The sequence below is a fragment of the Cupriavidus sp. CP313 genome (assembly GCF_054072015.1).
In genome coordinates this window covers 50,032-69,956 of record NZ_JBSVZB010000039.1, presented here as the reverse complement: position 1 = coordinate 69,956, position 19,925 = coordinate 50,032, and the positions used below count along the sequence as shown (strand labels likewise).

Annotated in this window: 21 protein-coding genes; 13 read left to right on the top strand and 8 right to left on the bottom strand. The window is 67.8% G+C overall.

Features of this window, described 5'->3' with window-relative positions; genetic code table 11:
- Positions 1-441: 441 nt before the first annotated feature.
- Both ACW4E8_RS35310 and ACW4E8_RS35305 read right to left on the bottom strand, forming a co-directional pair.
- Positions 442-1,542: a PDDEXK nuclease domain-containing protein gene (locus ACW4E8_RS35310; RefSeq protein ID WP_456808743.1), complete on the bottom strand. Its 1,101-nt coding sequence runs from the start codon at positions 1,540-1,542 to the stop codon at positions 442-444.
- Positions 1,539-2,738 (bottom strand): tyrosine-type recombinase/integrase, encoded by a 1,200-nt coding sequence (locus ACW4E8_RS35305; protein ID WP_456808742.1) that lies wholly within the window; start codon positions 2,736-2,738, stop codon positions 1,539-1,541. Before ACW4E8_RS35305 ends, ACW4E8_RS35310 begins: the two co-directional genes overlap by 4 nt.
- A 255-nt stretch (positions 2,739-2,993) precedes the next feature.
- On the opposite strand from ACW4E8_RS35305, the gene ACW4E8_RS35300 reads away from it, so the two are divergent.
- Both ACW4E8_RS35300 and ACW4E8_RS35295 read left to right on the top strand, forming a co-directional pair.
- The gene (locus ACW4E8_RS35300) at positions 2,994-3,902 is read left to right on the top strand and encodes a 2-hydroxy-3-oxopropionate reductase (protein WP_456808741.1); all 909 of its coding nucleotides are present in this window, start codon (positions 2,994-2,996) and stop codon (positions 3,900-3,902) included.
- Between the two features lie 30 nt (positions 3,903-3,932).
- Positions 3,933-4,799: a DMT family transporter gene (locus tag ACW4E8_RS35295; protein ID WP_456808740.1), complete on the top strand. Its 867-nt coding sequence runs from the start codon at positions 3,933-3,935 to the stop codon at positions 4,797-4,799.
- Here ACW4E8_RS35295 and ACW4E8_RS35290 read toward each other — a convergent pair.
- Positions 4,796-5,362 carry a flavin reductase family protein gene (locus ACW4E8_RS35290; protein WP_456808739.1) on the bottom strand — a complete coding sequence of 189 codons (567 nt, stop codon included), beginning with the start codon at positions 5,360-5,362 and terminating at the stop codon, positions 4,796-4,798. The two genes, ACW4E8_RS35295 and ACW4E8_RS35290, sit on opposite strands and share 4 nt — an antisense overlap.
- Positions 5,359-6,537 (bottom strand): acyl-CoA dehydrogenase family protein, encoded by a 1,179-nt coding sequence (locus ACW4E8_RS35285; protein ID WP_456808738.1) that lies wholly within the window; start codon positions 6,535-6,537, stop codon positions 5,359-5,361. Before ACW4E8_RS35285 ends, ACW4E8_RS35290 begins: the two co-directional genes overlap by 4 nt.
- A gap of 146 nt (positions 6,538-6,683) precedes the next feature.
- On the opposite strand from ACW4E8_RS35285, the gene ACW4E8_RS35280 reads away from it, so the two are divergent.
- On the top strand, positions 6,684-7,688 hold the full coding sequence (locus tag ACW4E8_RS35280; RefSeq protein ID WP_456808737.1) for an AraC family transcriptional regulator: 1,005 nt from the start codon (positions 6,684-6,686) through the stop codon (positions 7,686-7,688).
- A gap of 76 nt (positions 7,689-7,764) precedes the next feature.
- Here ACW4E8_RS35280 and ACW4E8_RS35275 read toward each other — a convergent pair whose 3' ends face one another.
- Entirely contained in the window at positions 7,765-7,908 is a 144-nt protein-coding gene (locus tag ACW4E8_RS35275; protein ID WP_010809655.1) for an entericidin A/B family lipoprotein, read from the bottom strand.
- Positions 7,909-8,176: 268 nt separating this feature from the next.
- Between ACW4E8_RS35275 and ACW4E8_RS35270 the strand changes: the two genes are divergently transcribed.
- From ACW4E8_RS35270 to ACW4E8_RS35255, 4 genes are all read left to right on the top strand, one after another.
- Positions 8,177-8,449 (top strand): DUF2188 domain-containing protein, encoded by a 273-nt coding sequence (locus ACW4E8_RS35270; RefSeq protein WP_456808736.1) that lies wholly within the window; start codon positions 8,177-8,179, stop codon positions 8,447-8,449.
- A gap of 198 nt (positions 8,450-8,647) precedes the next feature.
- The gene (locus ACW4E8_RS35265; protein ID WP_456808735.1) at positions 8,648-8,845 is read left to right on the top strand and encodes a hypothetical protein; all 198 of its coding nucleotides are present in this window, start codon (positions 8,648-8,650) and stop codon (positions 8,843-8,845) included.
- Positions 8,846-8,996: 151 nt separating this feature from the next.
- On the top strand, positions 8,997-9,335 hold the full coding sequence (locus ACW4E8_RS35260) for a hypothetical protein (protein WP_456808734.1): 339 nt from the start codon (positions 8,997-8,999) through the stop codon (positions 9,333-9,335).
- Between the two features lie 206 nt (positions 9,336-9,541).
- Entirely contained in the window at positions 9,542-11,803 is a 2,262-nt protein-coding gene (locus ACW4E8_RS35255; protein WP_456808733.1) for a VTT domain-containing protein, read from the top strand.
- On the opposite strand, the gene ACW4E8_RS35250 is transcribed toward ACW4E8_RS35255, so the two are convergent.
- On the bottom strand, positions 11,800-12,282 hold the full coding sequence (locus ACW4E8_RS35250) for a DUF1579 domain-containing protein (RefSeq protein ID WP_456808732.1): 483 nt from the start codon (positions 12,280-12,282) through the stop codon (positions 11,800-11,802). The two genes, ACW4E8_RS35255 and ACW4E8_RS35250, sit on opposite strands and share 4 nt — an antisense overlap.
- A 226-nt stretch (positions 12,283-12,508) precedes the next feature.
- On the opposite strand from ACW4E8_RS35250, the gene ACW4E8_RS35245 reads away from it, so the two are divergent.
- The 3 genes from ACW4E8_RS35245 to ACW4E8_RS35235 are packed head-to-tail and all read left to right on the top strand — an operon-like array spanning position 12,509 to position 13,718.
- On the top strand, positions 12,509-12,829 hold the full coding sequence (locus ACW4E8_RS35245; protein WP_035826278.1) for an ArsR/SmtB family transcription factor: 321 nt from the start codon (positions 12,509-12,511) through the stop codon (positions 12,827-12,829).
- Complete coding sequence (locus ACW4E8_RS35240; protein ID WP_456808731.1) at positions 12,826-13,290, top strand: SRPBCC family protein; 465 nt, start codon at positions 12,826-12,828, stop codon at positions 13,288-13,290. The genes ACW4E8_RS35245 and ACW4E8_RS35240 overlap by 4 nt, the downstream gene beginning before the upstream one ends.
- 14 nt (positions 13,291-13,304) lie before the next feature.
- Entirely contained in the window at positions 13,305-13,718 is a 414-nt protein-coding gene (locus ACW4E8_RS35235) for a GFA family protein (protein ID WP_456808730.1), read from the top strand.
- A gap of 13 nt (positions 13,719-13,731) precedes the next feature.
- On the opposite strand, the gene ACW4E8_RS35230 is transcribed toward ACW4E8_RS35235, so the two are convergent.
- Positions 13,732-14,094: a DUF2880 domain-containing protein gene (locus ACW4E8_RS35230; RefSeq protein ID WP_456808729.1), complete on the bottom strand. Its 363-nt coding sequence runs from the start codon at positions 14,092-14,094 to the stop codon at positions 13,732-13,734.
- 113 nt (positions 14,095-14,207) lie between these two features.
- On the bottom strand, positions 14,208-14,945 hold the full coding sequence (locus ACW4E8_RS35225; RefSeq protein WP_456808728.1) for a GntR family transcriptional regulator: 738 nt from the start codon (positions 14,943-14,945) through the stop codon (positions 14,208-14,210).
- Positions 14,946-15,085: 140 nt separating this feature from the next.
- On the opposite strand from ACW4E8_RS35225, the gene ACW4E8_RS35220 reads away from it, so the two are divergent.
- Genes ACW4E8_RS35220 through ACW4E8_RS35210 form a run of 3 tightly spaced genes read left to right on the top strand, consistent with a single transcriptional unit; the run spans position 15,086 to position 19,900 of the window.
- Positions 15,086-17,236 (top strand): acetate--CoA ligase family protein, encoded by a 2,151-nt coding sequence (locus ACW4E8_RS35220; RefSeq protein WP_456808727.1) that lies wholly within the window; start codon positions 15,086-15,088, stop codon positions 17,234-17,236.
- Between the two features lie 21 nt (positions 17,237-17,257).
- Positions 17,258-18,571 (top strand): DUF1254 domain-containing protein, encoded by a 1,314-nt coding sequence (locus ACW4E8_RS35215; protein ID WP_456808726.1) that lies wholly within the window; start codon positions 17,258-17,260, stop codon positions 18,569-18,571.
- A gap of 12 nt (positions 18,572-18,583) precedes the next feature.
- Positions 18,584-19,900: a DUF1254 domain-containing protein gene (locus ACW4E8_RS35210; protein WP_456808725.1), complete on the top strand. Its 1,317-nt coding sequence runs from the start codon at positions 18,584-18,586 to the stop codon at positions 19,898-19,900.
- Positions 19,901-19,925: the final 25 nt, after the last annotated feature.

Sequence of the window (19,925 nt, the reverse complement as noted above, 5' to 3'; positions counted from 1 at the left end):
CGCAAAGTTAACAGGGGCGCCTCCATGACTGTTGTGCGTAAACGTCATTCGGCTCGCCGCCCGGCACCAGGGGTTATGCAACAACGCCCATACCTATACCCTCTTCAAAGGCATCAATGATCTATCAGAGAACAAATAACTTTAAAGAAGTAAAAGGCAACGTCCAACGTTAATGCCACAGTCCACGGTAGAATTAATATATCAGCCAAAAATGGCAGCGCACCCACTACACTTTGATTTTCAGGGGCTGAGTACCGCGCGAGTTTCAATAGCTTTAAATCCACGTATGTACGCGATCGATGCTATTCCTGCCGACGGAAGTTGGCCGACGACCGAAAGATTCTCCGAGCGGAAACAATTCCCGATGTGCAGTCACTTGCCGCGAGACGAAGACTAGCCAATAATACGCGCCGGAGTTGGCCGTCAGCTGCTGCCAGCAATCTATGGTTCATTTGAATACGCCCCCTCTGGTCGGTGCTTCTCCTGATCATCGCCGCGCTGTTCGATCTGCAACCGTGCACGCGCGGCCGCTTGCTGTAGCCGCTCGGCCAACAACTCGCGTGGCGGCAAGGTGGTCAGGTACTCGGCAACATGGATGCCTGACTTGTTCAGCTCGAGCAATTCAACCTGCTCGGATTTCTTGCCAGTGCAAAGGATGATGCCCAGCGGCGAGGCCTCCTCCGGTTCCCGCTCATTCCTATCGAGCCAGCGCAGGTATAGCTCCATCTGGCCCTTGTACGCCGCCTTGAACTCGCCGACCTTCAGTTCGACCGCCACCAGCCGCCGCAGCTTCCGATTGTAGAAGAGCAAGTCGAGGTAGAAGTCGTCGCCATCCAACTGGATGCGCTTCTGGCGGGCAACGAAGGTGAAGCCCACGCCTAGTTCCAGCAGAAAGGACTCCATTTCGCGGACGATCGCTGCCTCCAGATCGCCCTCCTGCCAGGTGTCTCGAAGCCCCAGGAAGTCGAGGATGTATGGGTCGCGCATGACGAGGCTGGGCGACATTCGCCGCGCATCGCGCATCGTTGCCAGCTCCTGCGCTATCAGCTCTTCCGGATTTCTGGATAATGCCGTGCGCTCGTACAGCATCGAGTCGATGCGCTCTCGCAGCGTCCGCACGCTCCACCGTTCAGCACTGGCCATCTGCGCGTAGTAATCCCGCTGGCGCGGGTCTCTCAGCGGGATTAGGGCGATGAAGTGCGTCCAGCTCAATTGTCGTATCAGAGATACGACAATCTTCTCGTCTGGGAAGGTTGTGGCGAACTGCACCATGCGGCGCAGGTTCTTCTCGGCGAAGCTGTTGCCGTAGTCCCTTACCAACTGGGCCGCCAGTGTGGCCAGCACTTCCTCGCCGTAGTCAGCCCGCCGACCCTCCAAAACCTGCGTATGAATGCGGTGGCCGACACGCCAGTAAAGGATCGTCAGCTCGCTGTTCACCGCCGAGGCGGCGCGCTGCCGCGCCGCCTCGATCAATGCCCGGATGTCGCCCAGCAGGGCCGACGGTGCTGCAGGCGACGGACCGGCCATCTTGCGCCGCTTCATTTCGTCACTCCTTCGGCCTGCCGCACTCCAGTGATCATCTTGCGCCGGCTCGCCACCAGTTCCGCAGCCTGGCGCACGGGATCGTCTTCCGTGTGGACGTAACGCATGAACATCGCCAAGGTCTTGTGCGCTGTCAGCGCCATGCCGACCTTGACCGGGATGCCGGAATTGGCGATATCCGTGGCAGCGCGGTGGCGAATGCCATGGGTGCCGACCTTCGGAACGCCGGCGCGCTCGAGGATGCGCAACCATGCGTGGTAGTAGGATCCCGGACTGAGCGGCCTGCTGTGATCCAGGATGGCGGGACAGACATAGGGTGAATCGCCGTAGCGCGGCGCGTTCGACACAAGCCGATGGGCCTCCTCACTCAAGGGCTTGGACATACCGCCCGTCTTGCTGTCCGGCCACACCACCCGGCCGTCGGACAGATCGAGCCAATCCCACTGCAAAAGCCGGACCTCCGACATCCGCGCCGCGAGCTCGAATTGCAGCCGGACGGCAAGCAGGTGGATCGAATGCTCCAGCCCCTCCGCCTCGGCTTTGTTCAGATATGCGAATAGCTTGACCATCTGCTCATCGGTGATGAGGCGGGTCGTGCCATTCTCCGGGTACTTAGGCACGTGACGGCAAGGGTTGGAGCCGTCGGGCCGGTAGCCCCACACCTCGGCCAGGTTGAACATTTTGCAGATGCATGCCAGCGTCCGATTGGCTTGGATAGGTGACTTTTCCATACGCTTCATCAGCGTGGTGATGTCCTGCCGTGTGACCTCGTGGACTTTCTTGCTGCCGAAGGCCGGGATGACAAAGCTGTCGATCTGGTGCTGATACGAGCGCTGCGTGCTCGGCTTGTTGTGTAGCTTGGAGTGGTCCTCCATGAACCGGAGGCAAAGCTCCTTGACGGTAGGCGCCTTGCGGGCTTTGGCCTTGTCATGTCCAGGGTCGCCGCCGCGCCGGACTTCGGCCAGCCAGTCCTGGGCCAGCGACCGCGCCAGTTCAACGGTCAGCTCGCCGAACTGGCCGAGCGCCGGCTTACGGCGCATACCCGAGTTCGTGCGGTACTGAAGCATGAACACTTTGCGGCCGGTTGGTGTTACCTTGCATATGAAGCCCGGAACGATCGTATCCCGGAGTTCGACGTCGCTGGTCTGTGCCTTTGCAGCGTCAACAACGCTCTTGGTCAGCTTGATCTTGGTCATGTGGTGCTCCTGAGAGGCCCCGATTCCAGGGGCCGGCCAGGTGCCAAGCGAAAGAGAATCGGGGCGATTTGCATCGCGCACCGCGATATGATCCAAGGCCTTGGATTTGCGGAAAACCCGCCACAGCAAGCTGTATCCAAGCCGAGAGGCCCGCCGGTGCAGAGCATATGCTGTGACTGACTATCATCAGAGATGAACCCGGCGTCGTGCGCGACGCACGGCCGGCCTGGCGCCTGACCACTACCGGACACTGACATGAGCAAGATCGGCTTTATCGGACTTGGCGTGATGGGCAAGCCCATGGTGCAGCACCTTGTCGACGGCGGGCATACCGTGCTCGCGCACACGCGCAGCGGCGTGCCGCAGGACCTGCAGGATGCCGGCGTGAAAGCCTGCGCCAGCGCCGAGGAGGTGGCGAAGCAGTCGGAAACCATCATCCTGATGCTGCCTGACACGCCCGACGTGGAGCGGGTGCTGTTTGGCGAGAAGGGGGTCGCTGACGGCCTTGCCGACACGGCAGGCGGCGTCACCGTGATCGACATGAGCTCGATCTCGCCGATCGCCACGCGCGAGTTCGCGCGCTGCATCGAGGCGCTCGGCGCCGACTATGTCGATGCGCCGGTCTCCGGCGGCGAGGTCGGGGCCAAGGCGGGCACGCTGTCGATCATGGCCGGCGGCAAGCAGGAGGTGTTCGACCGGGTGCTGCCGATCCTGCAACTGATGGGCAAGAACATCACGCGCGTGGGCCAGGCCGGCGACGGCCAGGTGGCCAAGGTGGCCAACCAAGTGATCGTGGCGCTGACCATCGAGGCGGTCAGCGAAGCGCTGGTGCTGGCCGCCCGCGCCGGCGCCGATCCCGCGCGTGTGCGTGAGGCGCTGATGGGCGGCTTTGCCAGCTCGCGCATCCTGGAAGTGCATGGCGAACGCATGATCAAGCGCACCTTCGACCCGGGCTTTCGCATCGCGCTGCACCAGAAGGACCTGGACCTGGCGCTGTCCACCGCGCGCCAGCTCGGCGTGGGCCTGCCCAACACGGCGTCGTGCCAGCAGCTGTTCAATGTCTGCAGCGGGCTGGGCGGCGCGGGCTGGGATCATTCCGGGCTGGTCAGGGCGATCGAGCACCTGTCCTCGTTCGCCATCGGCGACGAGCCGCCCGCAGCCTGAACCACGCAGCCGCCACCGCCGCCCCGCCGCATGCCGCGCGCGAACACCGTGGTGCTGACCGCACTGGCGATGCTCGCCTTTGCCGGCAATTCGCTGCTGTGCCGGCTCGCGCTTAAAGGCACCACCATCGACGCGGCCAGCTTTACGCTGGCCCGCGTCGCCGCGGCGGCGCTGGTGCTGTGGGTCATCGTCGCGGCGCGGCACCAGTTGGTGCGCACGGTCGTGGCGCAGCGGCTGCCGCCGGTGCAGGGCAACTGGATCTCCGCGCTTGCGCTGTTCTGCTATGCCGCGGCCTTTTCCTTCGCCTATGTGCGTCTCACCGCGGGGACCGGCGCACTGCTGCTGTTCGGGGCGGTGCAGGCCACCATGACCGGCTATGGCCTCTATGCCGGCGAGCCCATGCGCGCGCAGCAATGGTTCGGCCTGGCCCTGGCGCTGGCCGGGCTGGTGTGGCTGTTGCTGCCGGGGCTGGCCGCGCCGCCGCTGCTGTCCTCGCTGCTGATGATCGCGGCCGGCATCGCGTGGGGCGTTTATTCGCTGCGCGGCAGGCGCGCCGCGGATCCGGCCTCTACCACCGCGGGCAATTTCCTGCGCGCGGTGCCGATGGCGCTGGCGCTGGGTGCGGTGATGCAGGCGCAGCGTTCACTGGACAGCGCGGGCCTGGCCTATGCGCTGTTGTCCGGCGCCATCACCTCCGGGCTGGGCTATGTCATCTGGTATGCCGTGGTGCCGCGGCTGAAGGCCGCCACCGCCGCCACCGTGCAACTGAGCGTGCCGGTCATTACGGCGGCAGGCGGCATCGCGCTGCTCAGTGAAGCCCTGAGCTTGCGGCTGGGATTGAGCGCGGCCGCGGTGCTGGGCGGCATTGCCCTGGTGATTGCAGGCAAGCGCGCCTAGGCTGCTGGCGCCCCGGCAAACCCGCCCGCATGGAACACCAGCGGCGCACCTGGCGTCGATCCATAGGCCACCACCTCCACGACAAAGATCACGTGGTCGCCCACCACGCGCACCGAGCGGTGCCGGCAGATGAAATGCGCCAGCGTGCTGTCGATCAGCACCGTGCCGCATGGCCCGGGGCGGCAATCGACGCCTGCAAAGCGGTCACCACTGCGCGCGGCAAAGCGCTGGCACAAGGCCAGCTGGCCACTGCCCAGCACATTGATCGCGTGGCACGGCGCCGCGCGCAGCGCCGGCAGGCTGCCGGAGCTACGTGCCAGGCACCACAACAGCAACGGCGGTGCGAGCGACACCGAGGTAAAGGCATTGATCGTGACGCCGACCGGCTGGCCGTCGGCGTCCGCGGCCGTGACGATGGTGACGCCCGTGGCAAACTGCCCCAGCGCATCGCGCAAGGCCCGCCGCGCCGCGCCATCGTGGCTGATGGCGCGGGCTGCGTCGTCCTGGCCGCTGTCGTTGCAGGCTTGCGTGGCATACGGCAGCGGCGCCAGGGCGGGGATCATTGCGCGGCAGGCCGCACCTCGCCGGGCGGCGCGTCGATATCCAGCCCCAGTGCCATGCGCCCTGCGTACTCCTGCTGCGCACCGGCCTGCAGCGGATGGAAGCGCGCGCCCTGCGCATCGCGAAAGCGCCGCTCCAGCCCGGCATCGCGATAGAAGCCCGCGCCGCCGGCCAGGTCCATCGCCGCCTCGACCGTCGCCAGCACCGCGCGCGCGGCCAGCGTGCGGGCGCACATGATGCGGTTGGTGGTGACCGCGCCCGGCGCCTGCCCCGATGCCGCCGCGAACATCGCATCCAGCGCCAGCTGCGCGGCATCGGCCTCGTTGCACAGGCGCCCGGCGGCTTCCACCGCATGCGCGCTCAGGCGCCGCTGGCGCGCCAGCTGCAGCGCGATATCGCGCGCGGCCTCGGCCACGCCGACGTAGACCGCATAGATCAGCGGCAGCGCGATCATCGCCACCGTATGCATCATCGGATGCCACACGCCTTGCGGGCGGCGGGCGGCAATGGCGGTGTCCGGCACCAGCACACCTTCCAGCAGCACATCGTGCGAGCCGGTGCCGCGCATGCCGAGCGTGTGCCAGTTCGACAGCACGCGTACGCCCGGCGACTTCATCGGCAGCGCGAAATGCAGCACCGTGGGCCCGGTCTCCGGATCGTCATGGACGGCGCAGGTCATGAACAGGTCCGCCGCCGGCGCGCCGCTGGCGAAGATCTTGCGCGCATCCACGCGAAAGCCGCCATCCACGCGCGTAGCCTTGCCGCTGCCTTGCAGCCAGTCCGAACCGCCGCTGCCCAGCAGCACCATCTGCTCGCCCGCCACGCGCTTGAGCAGCCCCTCCACCGGCGCTTGCTGATTGCGCCAGCGCCACGCGGCCGTGGCCACCGGGTGGGTGTGCATGGCAAAGGCCAGTGCGGTCGATCCGCAGTACTTGCCCAGCTCGCGCAGCACCGCGCCCAGCTCCTGGTGCGAAAGCCCGGCGCCGCCCAGTTCCTGCGGCACGGCCGCGGCAAAGAAGCGGTGCGCGCGCAGGTCGTCGTAGTTGGCGCTGACGAACTGGCCGCTGGCATCGATCTCTGGCGCACGTGCGTCGAAGGTGCGGCCCAGTGTCGCGGCCAGGCCGAGCCAGTCGGCCTGTGCGCCTGCGCTGGCATCCGCTGCAGAAAGGGTTTCCATGGTGTTGTCTCCGGCTTGTCTGATACGTGCGCTGCGGCGTTGTATGGCGCCAGGCACGATGCTAGTATCGGAGCCCGGTCCCCTTGCCCGTATGATCGGGCGTCCGGCTTTCTTGCGCGAAACCCCGGATCTGGAGGAATGTGACCATGGATGCCTTGTCCGACCTCTTGCGCGCCGTGCAGCTCAGCGGCGCCGTGTTCCTGAACGGCGAGTTCAAGTCGCCGTGGTGCCTGATCAGTGAAGCGGATGCTGAATTGCGCGCCGCCTTCCTGCCCCGCGCCGACCGCGTCGTCTCCTACCACCTGATTACCGAAGGCGTCTGCTGGGCGCGCCTGGTCGACGGCACCGGTCCGGGCCTGCGCGTGGATACCGGCGAACTGCTGGTGGTGCCGCAGGGCGAGCCGCACGTGCTGGGCAGCGACCTGCGCCTGCAACCACTGCCATCCGCTCCGCTGGTGTATGACATGCTGCGCAACAGCCCGGGCGAGGTCATGCGCGTGTCCTACGGCGGCGGCGGCGAGACCACGCGCATGGTGTGCGGCTTCCTGGGGTTCGACGACACCATGGGCAACCCCTTGCTGACGTCGCTGCCGCGGCTGTTCAAGGTAGGGCTGGGCAGCGGGCTGGAATCGGCATGGCTGGCATCGGCGCTGGCCTTTGCCACCTCGGAAGCGGCGGAACCACGTGCGGGCACCGCCACGGTGCTGGCCAAGCTGTCCGAGCTGCTGTTCGTGCAGGCAGTGCGGCGCTGCATCGACTCCCTGCCTGACAATGAAAGCGGCTGGCTCGCCGCCCTGCGCGACCGCTATGTGGGGCGGGCGCTGTCGCGCATGCATGCGCGGCCCGCCTATCCGTGGACGGTCGATGAGCTGGCGGGCAACGTGGGCCTGTCGCGCTCCGCGCTGGCGCAGCGCTTTACCGACTTGCTGGGGCAGCCACCGATGCAGTACCTGGCGCACTGGCGGCTGCGCTCCGCGGCCGCCGAACTGCGCAGCGGCAACCGTTCCATCAGCGAGGTCGCGGGCGCGGTCGGCTACGACTCGGAGGCCGCGTTCAGCCGCGCTTTCAAGCGCGAGTTCGGCCTGCCGCCCGCCAGCTGGCGCCGCAACTGCATCGATGCGGGGCAGGCTCCGGCAACGGCCGCACACTGAATTCGCCGCAGCAATGACAACGGCTCGCGTCACCAGGCGCGGGCCGTAGCAATGCCAGGGCGGCAGGCAGCGGGACCTACATCTTCTGCTTGGTGCTTTCCGCCGCGCCCTGTACCTTCTCGCCGCCGCGCTCGATATCCTTGCCGGCGCCGGCCATGGTGTTGCAACCCGTGACCAGCATCACGCCAGCGAGGGCAAACAGTGCAAATAGCTTTCTCATGACGATCTCCTTGCTTCGTGTGGATGCGGCATGCGCCGCCAAGATGGAGTGGATCGGAATGGCTTGACCGGGCAGCCGCTTGCCCGACCGGCAATTGGATCGTAGCAACGCACCGCAGCGCGAAAAGTCGGCTTTCGTCCTACCGGGATGTCAGCCGACGGCGCGACAGGCCTTCACCGCGTGCGCGCTTGTAGGACAGCGACGGATACCCCGCGGCGGCGGCATCGCTTAAAAATCAAAAGTCAGCACAAGCCCTCCGGAGAACACCATGACGTCACGCAGCATCCACGTGCTTCCCGCCGCAACCGACAACACCGAATACACCGGCGACGGCAGATGGGCACTCGCCATCGAAGGCCTGGAGAACGGTGGCGACGACACCGCGCTGCATTTCCCGACCCAGGAAGCCGCGATTGCGGCCGGCTGGATGCGCGCGCGCGAGGATGGCCTGCCGCTGTGCATCCACGGCCGCGACGGCCTGGTGCGCGAGCGCAAGATCTACTGCCGCGACGCACGCAGCACCGCCCGCATCGGCTGCTGAGCACCCCGGCCAACGTCAACGGCCGGCCCCGCCCCCTGCATCCCCGGGCCCGCGGCGAACGCGGGCCACAACAGTCCATTGCGGGAAACACATTGAGCGAAATCAATGTGTTACGCCTCCGCTCGTGAAAGCTATGGGTCCGTCACCGATACTGGAATCAAGGCAGCACGCCATTATCCAGAACCAACCGAGACCCCCATGCGCCTGTTCCTCAGGTACCGCCCGCTGGACATCTATCCCGACCCGATCGACGCCAGGGTTGCCGAACTGCACGAGCTTGCCGAAGACGTCCATGCCAGCCACGCGCGCAAGTGGCGCCGGCATGGCACGATGCTGACCCCGCGCGACGGCGCGGATCGCAGATTTCCGGCCGGCGACCCGGAAACGCGGCATTAGCTTAGGGACAATTCCTCTCTCTGCGCTAGGAAATGTGAACAAGTGTCATATCCGGTTGGCAAGGATATGACCCCTGCGAAAGAATGGGTACCTGTACACGGCAGACTCGATTGGCGAGCCAGCCGCTGCACCCTTTTCCTGACGCAGCGAAATGAACCGAACCACCCGGGAATGCGTGATGGCGTTGATTTCCAGCCTGCGTGCCAACGGGCCCATGCCCCGGCACCGGCTTGCCGCCGCCAGCCGCCTGAGCGCCGCGGAACTGACGCGCGCGCTGAAGTCCGCCCGCCAGATGGGCGTGGTGGCCTACGCCGGCGAGCCTGAATCGCCGCCAGAGGCCGATACCCAGCTTGTGCTGACCGGCCGGCCCTTGCCGCCGCCCCGGCGCGTGGCGCCGGCACCGCGCGAAAGCAAGCCGCATTTCGAGCCGCTGCTGGACGTTTGGGGCATTGCCCGCCCCACCGCGCTGCCGCGCGGCCATATCTCATAGCGTCTTAGCCGCACGCTGGGCATCCCGGCCCCGCCCTCGCCAGCATGCCGTTCTTACAAAGGCAGGTAAAGCGCACACGCGCCTGAGCCGCCCAAGGCTTGCCCTTATCCCCTGGGGCGCCGCCTGCACGCCGGGGCCAGCCCACTTGCCGCGCCGGTACGGAACTTGCGCGACGCTTCTGGCTGAACCTCCCCGAAGCGTGCGACATGAGGCAACACAACCCGCCCGGCACCACCGCGCCCCCCGCCACTGGCCCTCCGCATGATTGCCAGGCCCCGGCCGGCTTTACGCCGGAGCCGGGGCGCAACTGCTGGCGCGTCGAGCCCTGCCAGCGCTTTGCCATGCTGGTCGACGCCGACGCCTACTTCCGCGCGCTGCGCGAGGCGCTGCCGCGGGCCGAGCACACCATCTTCATCCTGGGCTGGGATATCGACAGCCGCATGGAACTGGTGCCGCAGGGCGCGCAGGACGACCTGCCGGCGGGCCTGCGCGACTTCCTGTGCGCGCTGGCGGACCAGCGCCCCGAACTGCGCATCTATATCCTGAGCTGGGACTACGCCATGGTGATGGCGATGGAGCGCGAGTGGCTGCCGTCGGCCAGCGCGCACTGGCAGGCGCACCGGCACCTGTCGTTCCGGCTTGACGGCAACCATCCCCCCGGCGCCTCGCACCACCAGAAGGTGGTGGTGATCGACAACAGGCTCGCCTTTGTCGGCGGGCTGGACCTGACGCTGCGCCGCTGGGACGACAGCCGCCATGCCCCCGGCGCGCCGCTGCGCATGGCCGAAGGCAAGCCCTACCCGCCCTTCCATGACGTGCAATGCGCGCTCGACGGCGCCGCCGCGGCGGCGCTGGGCACCCTGTGCGCGGCGCGCTGGCTGCGCGCCAGCGGCAGCCAGCCGCGCCCGGTTGCGGCCACCTCGTCAGACCCGTGGCCGCCAGGCCTGGCGCCGGAGCTGACCGACGTGCGCGTCGCCATCGCCCGCACCATGCCCATGTGCGAGGACGAGCCCGGTGTCAGCGAGATCCGCATGCTGCTGCGCGATGCCATCGCCTCGGCCCGGCACAGCATCTACATGGAGAACCAGTACTTCAGCTCGCGCGAGATCGCCAGGGCGCTGGAGGCACGGCTGGGGCACGAGGACGGCCCCGATATCGTGCTGGTATCGCGCCGCAACGAGAGCGGCTGGCTGGAAGCGCACAGCATGGGCGTGCTGCGCGCGCGCCTGTACCGCCGCCTGCGCGCAGCCGACACGCAGGAACGCTTCTGCCTGTACTGCCCGTCGATTCCGGGCCTGATGCCCGAATGCGTCAACGTGCATAGCAAGGTCACGGTGATCGACGACGACCTCATCACCATCGGCTCGTCCAACCTCAGCAACCGCTCGCTGGGGCTGGATACCGAGTGCAATATCGTCGTGGTGTCGGGCGGCGACCCGCGCGTGCAAGCGGCCATTGCCGCCATGCGCGCACGGCTGCTGGGCGAGCACCTGGAGGTGACACCCGAAACCTTCCAGGCCGAGGTCGCCGCCACCCGCAGCGTGCTTGCGGCCATCCGCAAACTGCAGCGTGCGGACGGGCGCTCGCTGGAAGCCTACGAGCCGCCGTTGCCGGACGATGTCGATGCCGCCTCGCTGGCGGCCAACCTGCTGGACCCGATCGAGCCGATCGACAGCGACCAGGTGCTGGCCGAGTTCGTCAGCCATGAGGCACGCCCGCGCGTGCTCGGGCGCGTCGGGATGATGGTGGCGCTGGCCCTGCTGCTGGCGGGGCTGGCATTTGCGTGGCGCCATACGCCGCTGCGCGAATGGGCGGACTTCCGCGCGCTGCTCAGTGTGGTAGAGCAGCTGGACGAGATGCCGCTGGCACCGCTGGCGATGATGGGCGCCTACCTGGCCGGCGCGGTGACAATGCTGCCGGTGACGCTGCTGATCCTGGTGACCGTGGTCATATTCGGCCCACTCTACGGCGCCGCGCTGGCGCTGTGCGGCACCGTGTTGAGCACCGGTGCAGGCTACCTGGCCGGCCGATTGCTGGGGCGCAATGCCGTGCGCCGCTTTGGCGGCAGGCGGCTGAACCGGGTCAGCCACCAGTTGGGCAAGCACGGGGTGGTGGCGATGGTGGTGCTGCGGCTGGTGCCGATTGCACCGTTCTCGCTGGTCAACTTGCTGGTCGGTGCATCGCGCATCAGCCTGCGCGACTGCCTGGTCGGCACCGCGCTGGGCATGCTGCCCGCCATTGTGGTCACTGCCTGCCTGGTGAACCGCGTCGCCGCCGCGGCGCGCGATCCGGGCCTGTTCACGTTCGCCTTGCTGGCGCTGGTGCTGCTGGTGCCGGCGTCGCTGCTGCTGGTGCTGCGCCGCCGGCGCCGGCGCCATGCCGAGGGCGGCGCCGCGCGCCCGCACGACGATCCGCCCGGCCCCCGCGGCCGGCTGGCACGGCTGGCGGCGCTGCGCCGCCAGGCCTAACGCTGGCGGCGATAGCTGGCGTTCATGAACTCGGTCCACTCGCCGTTCTCGCCCAGCATGTAGGACGTCAGCGTGCGGTGGTCGTCGTCCGTGAAGGTGATCACGTCGCGGTACTGGGCCATGCGGCCATTGCCGGAGCAATCCGGCCCCTCGGCACGCAGCGTCAGTTGCTGGCCGCCGGCATCGAGGTCGCCTTCATAGATCCACAGGTGGGTCATCATCGAGCCGATGAAGGTCCCCACGAAATGCTTGCGGGCAGGGTCGTAGCCCAGCGTCATGACCGTGGTGGACGGGCCGCAGCCGGGCATGTCGCCCTGCGTCACGCACTGGACCCAGACGTCGCCGACGCTGCTCACGCGCTCGGGGATCTCCCACTTCTGCACCGGCTGGTCCGGCCCCATCGATGCCTCGCCTTCGGCGATCCAGTTGCCCACCAGCCGTTGCAGCCAGCGGTGCTCCTTCTGCGCTTCGGTCTTCATTCGCGGTCTCCTTGGGTTGCAGCCACAGACGTTTGTGGATGCCGTACACATAGCCTAGCAAATGAAATGGACAGTGTCCACTTTTGCCTGCGATTTACTGTGCTGCGTTGGCCTGTCACGGCATAGCTTCAAGCGAGCAATCGCGCGGCACGCAGGGCGATGCGCTGATTGACATGCAGGTATTTGCCTGCATATACTCACCTCACGCACAAACACAACGGATCGGATGGACGCTGACAAGGTTTTCAAGGCGCTGGGCGACCCAACACGCAGAAAGCTGCTCGACCTGCTGTACGAGAGGAACGGGCAGACGCTGGGCGAGCTCTGCGAGCACCTGAACATGGCGCGGCAATCGGCCACCCAGCACATCGGGATCCTCGAGGCGGCCAATCTGGTGAGCACGGTCCGGCGTGGCCGGGAAAAGCTGCATTTCATCAACCCGGTGCCGCTGCACGAGGTCTACGAGCGCTGGGTGCGGAAATTCGAACGTCAGCGGCTCAGCCTGCTGCACGACCTGAAGAACGAACTCGAAGGAGATCAGCAATGAGCCAGGAGAAGACCAGCTTCGTTTATGTGACCTACATCCGCTCGACGCCTGAAAAGGTGTTCGAGGCCATCACGAAACCGGAGATCGCGCGGCGCTACTGGGGCCACGAGAACGTCTCCGACTGGAAGCCCGGATCGACCTGGGAGCACGTGCGCGCCAACGAGCAGCGCGCGGTCCAGGTGGTCGGCAAGGTAGTCGAGGCCGCACCGCCGACGCGCCTGGTCATCACGTGGGCGAGCCCCTCGCAGGCCGCCGATCCGGCCAGCTACAGCCGCGTGAGCTTCGACATCGAGGCGTACGAGGAGATGGTGCGGCTGACCGTCACCCACGACGAACTCGAGGCCGGCAGCGGGATGGCCAAGGGTATCAGGCAGGGCTGGCCGATCGTTCTTTCCAGCCTGAAGTCCCTGCTGGAAACAGGGCAGGCCATCGATGTCTTCGCCAAGCCGAAGGCGGCCTGAACCGGGAGATGCTCATGACCCAGCCCTACACCGGCGGATGCGCGTGCGGCGCGATCCGCTACGCAACCAAGCACGCGCCCGTCTTCCAGAACCACTGCCAGTGCCGCGACTGCCAGCGACGCAGCGGCACCGGGCACGGCTCCTACCTGACCTTTCCCGCGCGCGCCGAGATGACGATCACCGGCGAGGCGACGCACTGGGAGGTCGCGGGCGACAGCGGCAACGTGAAGGTTCACGCCTTTTGCCCGGTCTGCGGAACACCGGTCTTCCTGCGCTTTGCTGCGATGCCGGAGCTGATCGCGGTCCACGCGGGCAGCCTGGACGACCCGGGCCGCTTCGTGCCGCAGGTCCTCACCTACAGCGTCCGCGGGCTGGCGTGGGACGCCATCGATCCTTCGTTGCAGGCATTCGAGCGGATGCCGCACTAGGGCCTGTCAGGCCCTAGTGCGGCAGCCTGACTTTGGGCACCACGAACTGGTTGCCCGGGGCACGCAGCACGTCGCACTGAACCTTGGCCTTGCGCACGGCGCCGTCCTGCGCCAGGTATTCGACGTCGGCCACCACGCTGTAGGCGTCTTCGGCCACCTTGCGGGTCTTGCCGCCGACCCACTTGAAGCTGGCGGGATTGGGCAGCGCTGCCTTGACCGCCTTCATGCAGGCGACCGGAGCCTCCGGGGCCTCGTCCTTGCCGCGCGGCTTGGGTGCGTCATCTTGCCCGGCAGCCAGCGCCGCCGACGCGCACGTGACCGACAACGCCATCACCAGCGCGGTGGGCAGGGAACGCGGAAAAAGCGGCGAAAGCATCATGGACTCCTGGGCTGTGGCAGAACTGGGCGCCACATTCTAACGCCGGCACCGATGCCGTTCAGGCCACGGCATCGGCACAAAAGTTCCCCTGGCGCCACTGCCAGGCAGCGCTAGCGCCGCACGCAGGCCTTGTAGGTGAACTTGTCGCCACGAAACATGAATTCGGAGAAAGCCAGCGGCTTCTCATCGATGTCGTGCGGCGTGAATCGGATGCGCAGCAGCGGCTCCCCCGGCGCCACCTTGAGGCGGCGCGCGGTTTCGGCATTGGCAGGGATTGCTGCGCTCTCCGTATGCAGGTACTTGAGGCGATAACCCAGGCGGGCTTCCACGATCATCAGTGCATCGTGGCGTTCAAGGTCGTGCTCCAGGATCGCGCGCATCAGGGGTTCGGGCGCCATCGTCATGCCGACCGCCACCGGGGTGCCGGCCACTGACTTGAGCATGGTCACGCACAGCAGCTTGGTTCCCGGCGGCAGGCGCAGCGCATCGGTGGCGATGGCCGGCGCCGCAATCAGCCGCGTCGACAGCAGCTTGCCGTGCGCTTCGTGCCCGCGCGCGCGCATGTAGTCGAAAAAGCCAGTCAGCGGCCCCAGGTCCGCCTGCCCCGCCGGACGGCTGACAAAGCTGCCCTTGCCGTGCACCGTCTCGATCAGCCCTTCGGCAAGCAGCGATGCCAGCGACTGGCGCACGGTGATGCGGCTGACGCCGAATTCAGCCATCAGCTCAGCCTCGGACGGCAGCTTGATGCCCGGGGTCCATTCATTGTTGACGATGCGCTGGCGCAGCGCGCCTTCGATCTGCTTGAAGCGAGGCAGGGAGCTTGTTGTCACGAGATTGGTGGAGTTCACGGCATGTCCGATGCGGGCATCTACTTATCATAACAACATTGACTCATCATAACATGTCATGACAACATGATCCGACACACCAATGACAAGATTCGCGGCGCCGTTCAACACGATATGGCGCACGCATACGGAGACAAGCGATGCCAGACCTCTGCGCCCTGTTGCAGCCGCGCACCATCGCCGTGATCGGCGCCTCCACCCAGCCCGACAAGGTAGGCGGCATGCCGGTGCGGCTACTGAGCGAACTGGGCTACGCCGGCCGCATCATTCCCGTGCATGCCACGGCGCGCGAAGTACAGGGGTTGGCTGCGGTGCCCTCGCTGGATGCGCTGGACACACCGGCCGACCTCGCCATCGTGGCGCTGCCGGTCAGCGCCAGCCTTGACGCCATGCGCCAGCTGGCGCGCAACGGCACGCGCGCCGCGGTGTTCTTCACTTCGGGCTTTGCTGAAACCGGCGGCGACGGCATCGCCATGCAGGCGGAGCTGGCGGCCCTGGCGCAAGCGCACGGCATCACGCTGCTGGGGCCCAACTGCCTGGGCGCGATGAACCTGCGCGAGCGCGTCTTTGCCACCTTCTCGCCGATGCCGCTGAGCGGGCTGCCGCCGGTGGGCGATGTCGGGCTGGTCAGCCAGAGCGGTGCCTTTGGCGCCTATGCCTTTGCGCTGGCGCGCGAGGCATCGCTGGGGCTGAGCCACTGGGTCACCACCGGCAACGAAGCCGGCCTGCACGTGGCCGACGTGATCGAATGGCTGGCGCACGACGACGCCACCCGCGTGATCCTGGCCTACCTGGAAGGCTGCCGCGACGGCACGCGCCTGCGCCGCGCGCTGGCGGCGGCGCGTGCCGCGGGCAAGCCGGTGGTGGTGACCAAGGTTGGCACCACCGAGGCCGGGGCCCGCTCCGCGCAATCACACACGGCCAGCCTGGCCGGCGACGACGCCGTCTACCAGGCGGTCTTCGACGAGTACGGCGTATTCCGCGCCCATACGCTGGATGAATTCTTCCGGCTGGGCTACGTGCTGTCGCGCGGGCGCCGCCCGAGGCGCTGGCAGCCCTCGGCGAAAGAGCCGGCAAACACCGTCACGCCGGTCGCATTGGTCACGGTTTCAGGCGGCGTCGGCATCATGATGGCCGACCAGGCCGAGGCGCTGGACCTGCCCATGCCGCCCATGCCGGAACCCGCAGCCACGGCGCTGCGCAGCGCCATCCCCTTTGCCAGCACGGCCAATCCCATCGACGTCACCGGGCAGATCGTGGCGCAGCCGGAAGTGCTGCTGGACGCGATTGCCGCCGCGGCGCAAAGCCCCGACTACGGCAGCGTGGTCGCCTTCCTGGCGGGCGGCGTTGGCGCGCCGCGCATCTGGCCCGGGCTGCAGGAAGCTGTCGAGACCCTGCACAGCAGCGGCACCGCGGCGCCGCTGCTGTTCAGCGGGCTGGTCGATGACGACAAGCGCCGCTGGCTGGAAGCGCGCGGCGCGCTGGTCTTCCGCGAGCCCGCCCACGCGGTGCAGGCCGTAGCCGTGCTGGCCCGCGCCGCCGCGCAGGCAGCGGCAGCACAAGCGAAGCCCGCCGCATCTGCCGCGGCCCTGGCTGCGCCGGACATCCCGCGCGACACCACGTCGCTGTCCGAGTTCGATGCCATGCAGTGGCTCACCGCCTGCGGCATCCCCACCGCACCCCATGGACTGGCGCGCGATGCCGACGAGGCCGTGCGCATCGCCGAAGGCATCGGCTACCCCGTTGCCGTCAAGCTGTGCTCGCCCGACATCCTGCACAAGAGCGACGTGGGCGGCGTGGTGCTGAACGTGGCCGATGCGCAGGCGGTACGTGCCGCTTTTGCACAGGTGCAGGCCGCCGCCGCAAACTACGGCAGCCCGGCACGCTTCGACGGCGCGCTGGTTGCCGGCATGGTGCGCGGCTGGGGCGAGCTGATGGTGGGCGTGCGGCGCGACCCGATATTCGGGCTGGTGGCGCTGGCCGGCATCGGCGGCACGGCAGTGGAGATCTTCCGGCAGACCGCGTTCGGCCTGGCCCCGCTGACCCATGCCCGCGCCTGGACCATGCTGCGCGCAAGCCGTGCCGAAGCACTGCTGTGCGGCCATCGCGGCCATCCCGCAGTCGACGTCGATGCCGTGGCCGAAGTGCTGGTGCGCGTGTCGCAGGCCGCCGCCGCCCTCGGGCCGCGGCTGGACACGCTGGAGATCAATCCGCTGATCGTCACCGCCCAGGGCGTGGTCGCGGCCGATGCCGTGGTCACGCTGCATGCCGGGGACGGTATCAGCGATTAAACACCCGACGGAGACAACGCCATGAACCAACCCGCTGCGCCCTTCCTTGCCGGCGCACCCATCGACACGCCCCAGGAAGCCCTCACCGCCGCGGCGGCGCTGCCGCTGGTGCTTGCCACCTATCCGCTGTTTGAAAGCCTGCGCACCTGCCGGCTGCAGACCTCCGCAGCGCAGGCCACGGGCTACGGCCGTGCCCCCGTCAACGTGCTGTCGGCCAGCACGCACCAGTGGACGCACAAGGACCGCGACGTCGTCACCCCGGCCAACGACCTGCTCTACTTCTGCGCCTGGGTCAACCTGGCCGACGGCCCGGTCACGCTGCACGTGCCGGCACTGCCGGACGCCAGCCGCTATTACGTGGTGGAGCTGCTGGACGCCTGGACCAACAACTTCGAGAACCTGGGCCCGCGCAACGTGCCAGCGGCCGGCGCCGACATCGTGCTGGCCGGCCCCGGGCAGCACGCCGAAGGCGACCACGTGGTGCGCTGCCCCACGTCACTGGTCTGGCTGCTGGGCCGCGTGCTGGTGACCGGTGCCGACGACCTGCCGGCGGCGAGCGCCTTCGAGAACGGCTTCCGCCTGTCCGGCGGCACCAGAATGCAGCCCGCCTGCGTGCGCGACTGGCAGGAAGGCGGCGAGCCCGCGCTGGACTTCTTCGCCAACATCTTCAACGCCCTGCGCGAGTACCCCGCCGAGCCTTCCGCCGCTGGCCTGCTGTCGTTGCTGCGCAAATGCGGCATCCGCGCCGGCGACGCCGTCGATGTGGGCGCGCTGCGGCCTGCGGTGCAACAGGGCCTGGTCCGCGCCTGGCACGAAGGCATGGCCCTGATCGAGGCCAACACCCGCAGCCATGCGCGCAAGAGCTGGACCTACAGCCTGCTGCTGGGCCGCTATGGCGACGACTGGATGCAGCGCGCGGTCACCGCGATGAAGGGCCTGGGCGCACTGCGCGCCGACGAGGCCGTCTATGCCGTTGCCGACTACGACGCCGACGGCGAACTGCTGCACGGCCGCCAAGCCTACGCCCTGCACTTCCCCGCGGGACACCTGCCGCCGGCGCAGGCGTTCTGGTCGGTCTCGCTCTACGGCGCCGACCGCTTCTTCACCGACAACGCCATCGGGCGCTATGCGCTGGGCGACCGCAGCCCCGGGCTGCAATACGATGCCGACGGTGGCCTCACGCTGACCCTCTCGCATCAGCGCCCCGCACAGGCGCAGCAAAACTGGCTGCCGGCACCGGACGGCCCCTTCTACCTGATCCTGCGCCTCTACCACCCCACCGACGGCTTCATGGCCGGCGACTACGTGATCCCGCCGTTGCGGCGCATCGCCTGAAGGAGTCACGCCATGGAACCCCACGACAACAACGTCGCCACGCGCGCATGCGACGCGGTGCGCTACACGCTGCCGCTGCATGAGATGGCGCGCATGCGCGCCGCCACCTGCCCGCGACGCGACAGCGCCGGGGTCTTTGCCGGCGACGGGCCCGACTCCACGCTGCGCTGGATCAACACCATCACGCACGTGCGCACGCTGCTCGGGCCGCAGCACCGGCAGGTCGTGACCCCGAACAACGACACGCTCTACACCAATGCGTGGCTCGACCTGTCCAACGGCCCGCTGCTGCTCGACGTGCCCGACTGCCACGGCCGCTACTACGTGCTCGGCCTGCTCGACGCCTATACCAACCCGTTCGGCTATATCGGCACCCGCACCACCGGCACGCAAGGCGGCACGTGGCTGCTGCATGGGCCAGCCTGGCGGGGCGAGGTGCCGGCCGGCGCAACGCCGCTGCCCTGCCCCACCAACGCGGTCTGGATCATCGGCCGCATCCTGGCCGATGGCGAAGCCGACCTGCCGGGCGCCCATGCGCTGCAAGACGGCATCCGCCTGCGCCGGCCCGACGGCACGAGCGCGGCAAGCGTATTCGATGCCGGCATGCGCGCCGGCGAGCGGCCGACCGATCCCGACCGCTATGCCGCCATCGTCGGCCGCATGCTGCGCGACAACCCGCCTCCCGCCGGCGAAACGGAACTGGCCGCCACCTTTGCCCGAGCCGGCATCGGCAGCAACGCACCGGTGACCGAGGCGCAGCGCGCAGCCCTGGCCACCGCGCTGGCGCAGGTCGATGCCGAACTGGCCGCGCCCAAGGCATCAGCGCTGGGCGGCGGCTGGTCCCTGTCAGTGGAGATCCGCACGTCCTTCGGCACCCACTACGCACTACGCGCCGGAGTGGCGCGCAACTACATCGGTGCGCTGGGCGTGGAAGAAGCCATGTACCTGATGGCCGACTGCGATGGCGACGGCCAGCCGCTGGACGGCACGCACCAGTACGAACTGGTGTTCCCGCCGCAAGGACTGCCCCAGGTGGGCGCGTTCTGGTCGCTGACGATGTACCGCAAGTCGGATTGCATGCTGGCAGAGAACGCGCTGCAGCGCTATTCGCTGGGCGACCGTTCGCCGGGCCTGCGCGCGGCGCCGGACGGCAGCCTGCGCATCGTGCTGGGCGCGCAGGCCCCGGCCGACAGCGCGCTGGCCGGCAACTGGCTGCCGGCACCCGCCGAGCCCTTCTATGTGGCGTTGCGTCTTTACGTGCCTGGCGCGCCCCATCTGGAGCGCACCTTCCGCTATCCGCCCATCCGCCGCGTGAAAGCAGCCATATGAAACGCCCTGCAAGCCTTGCGCGCGC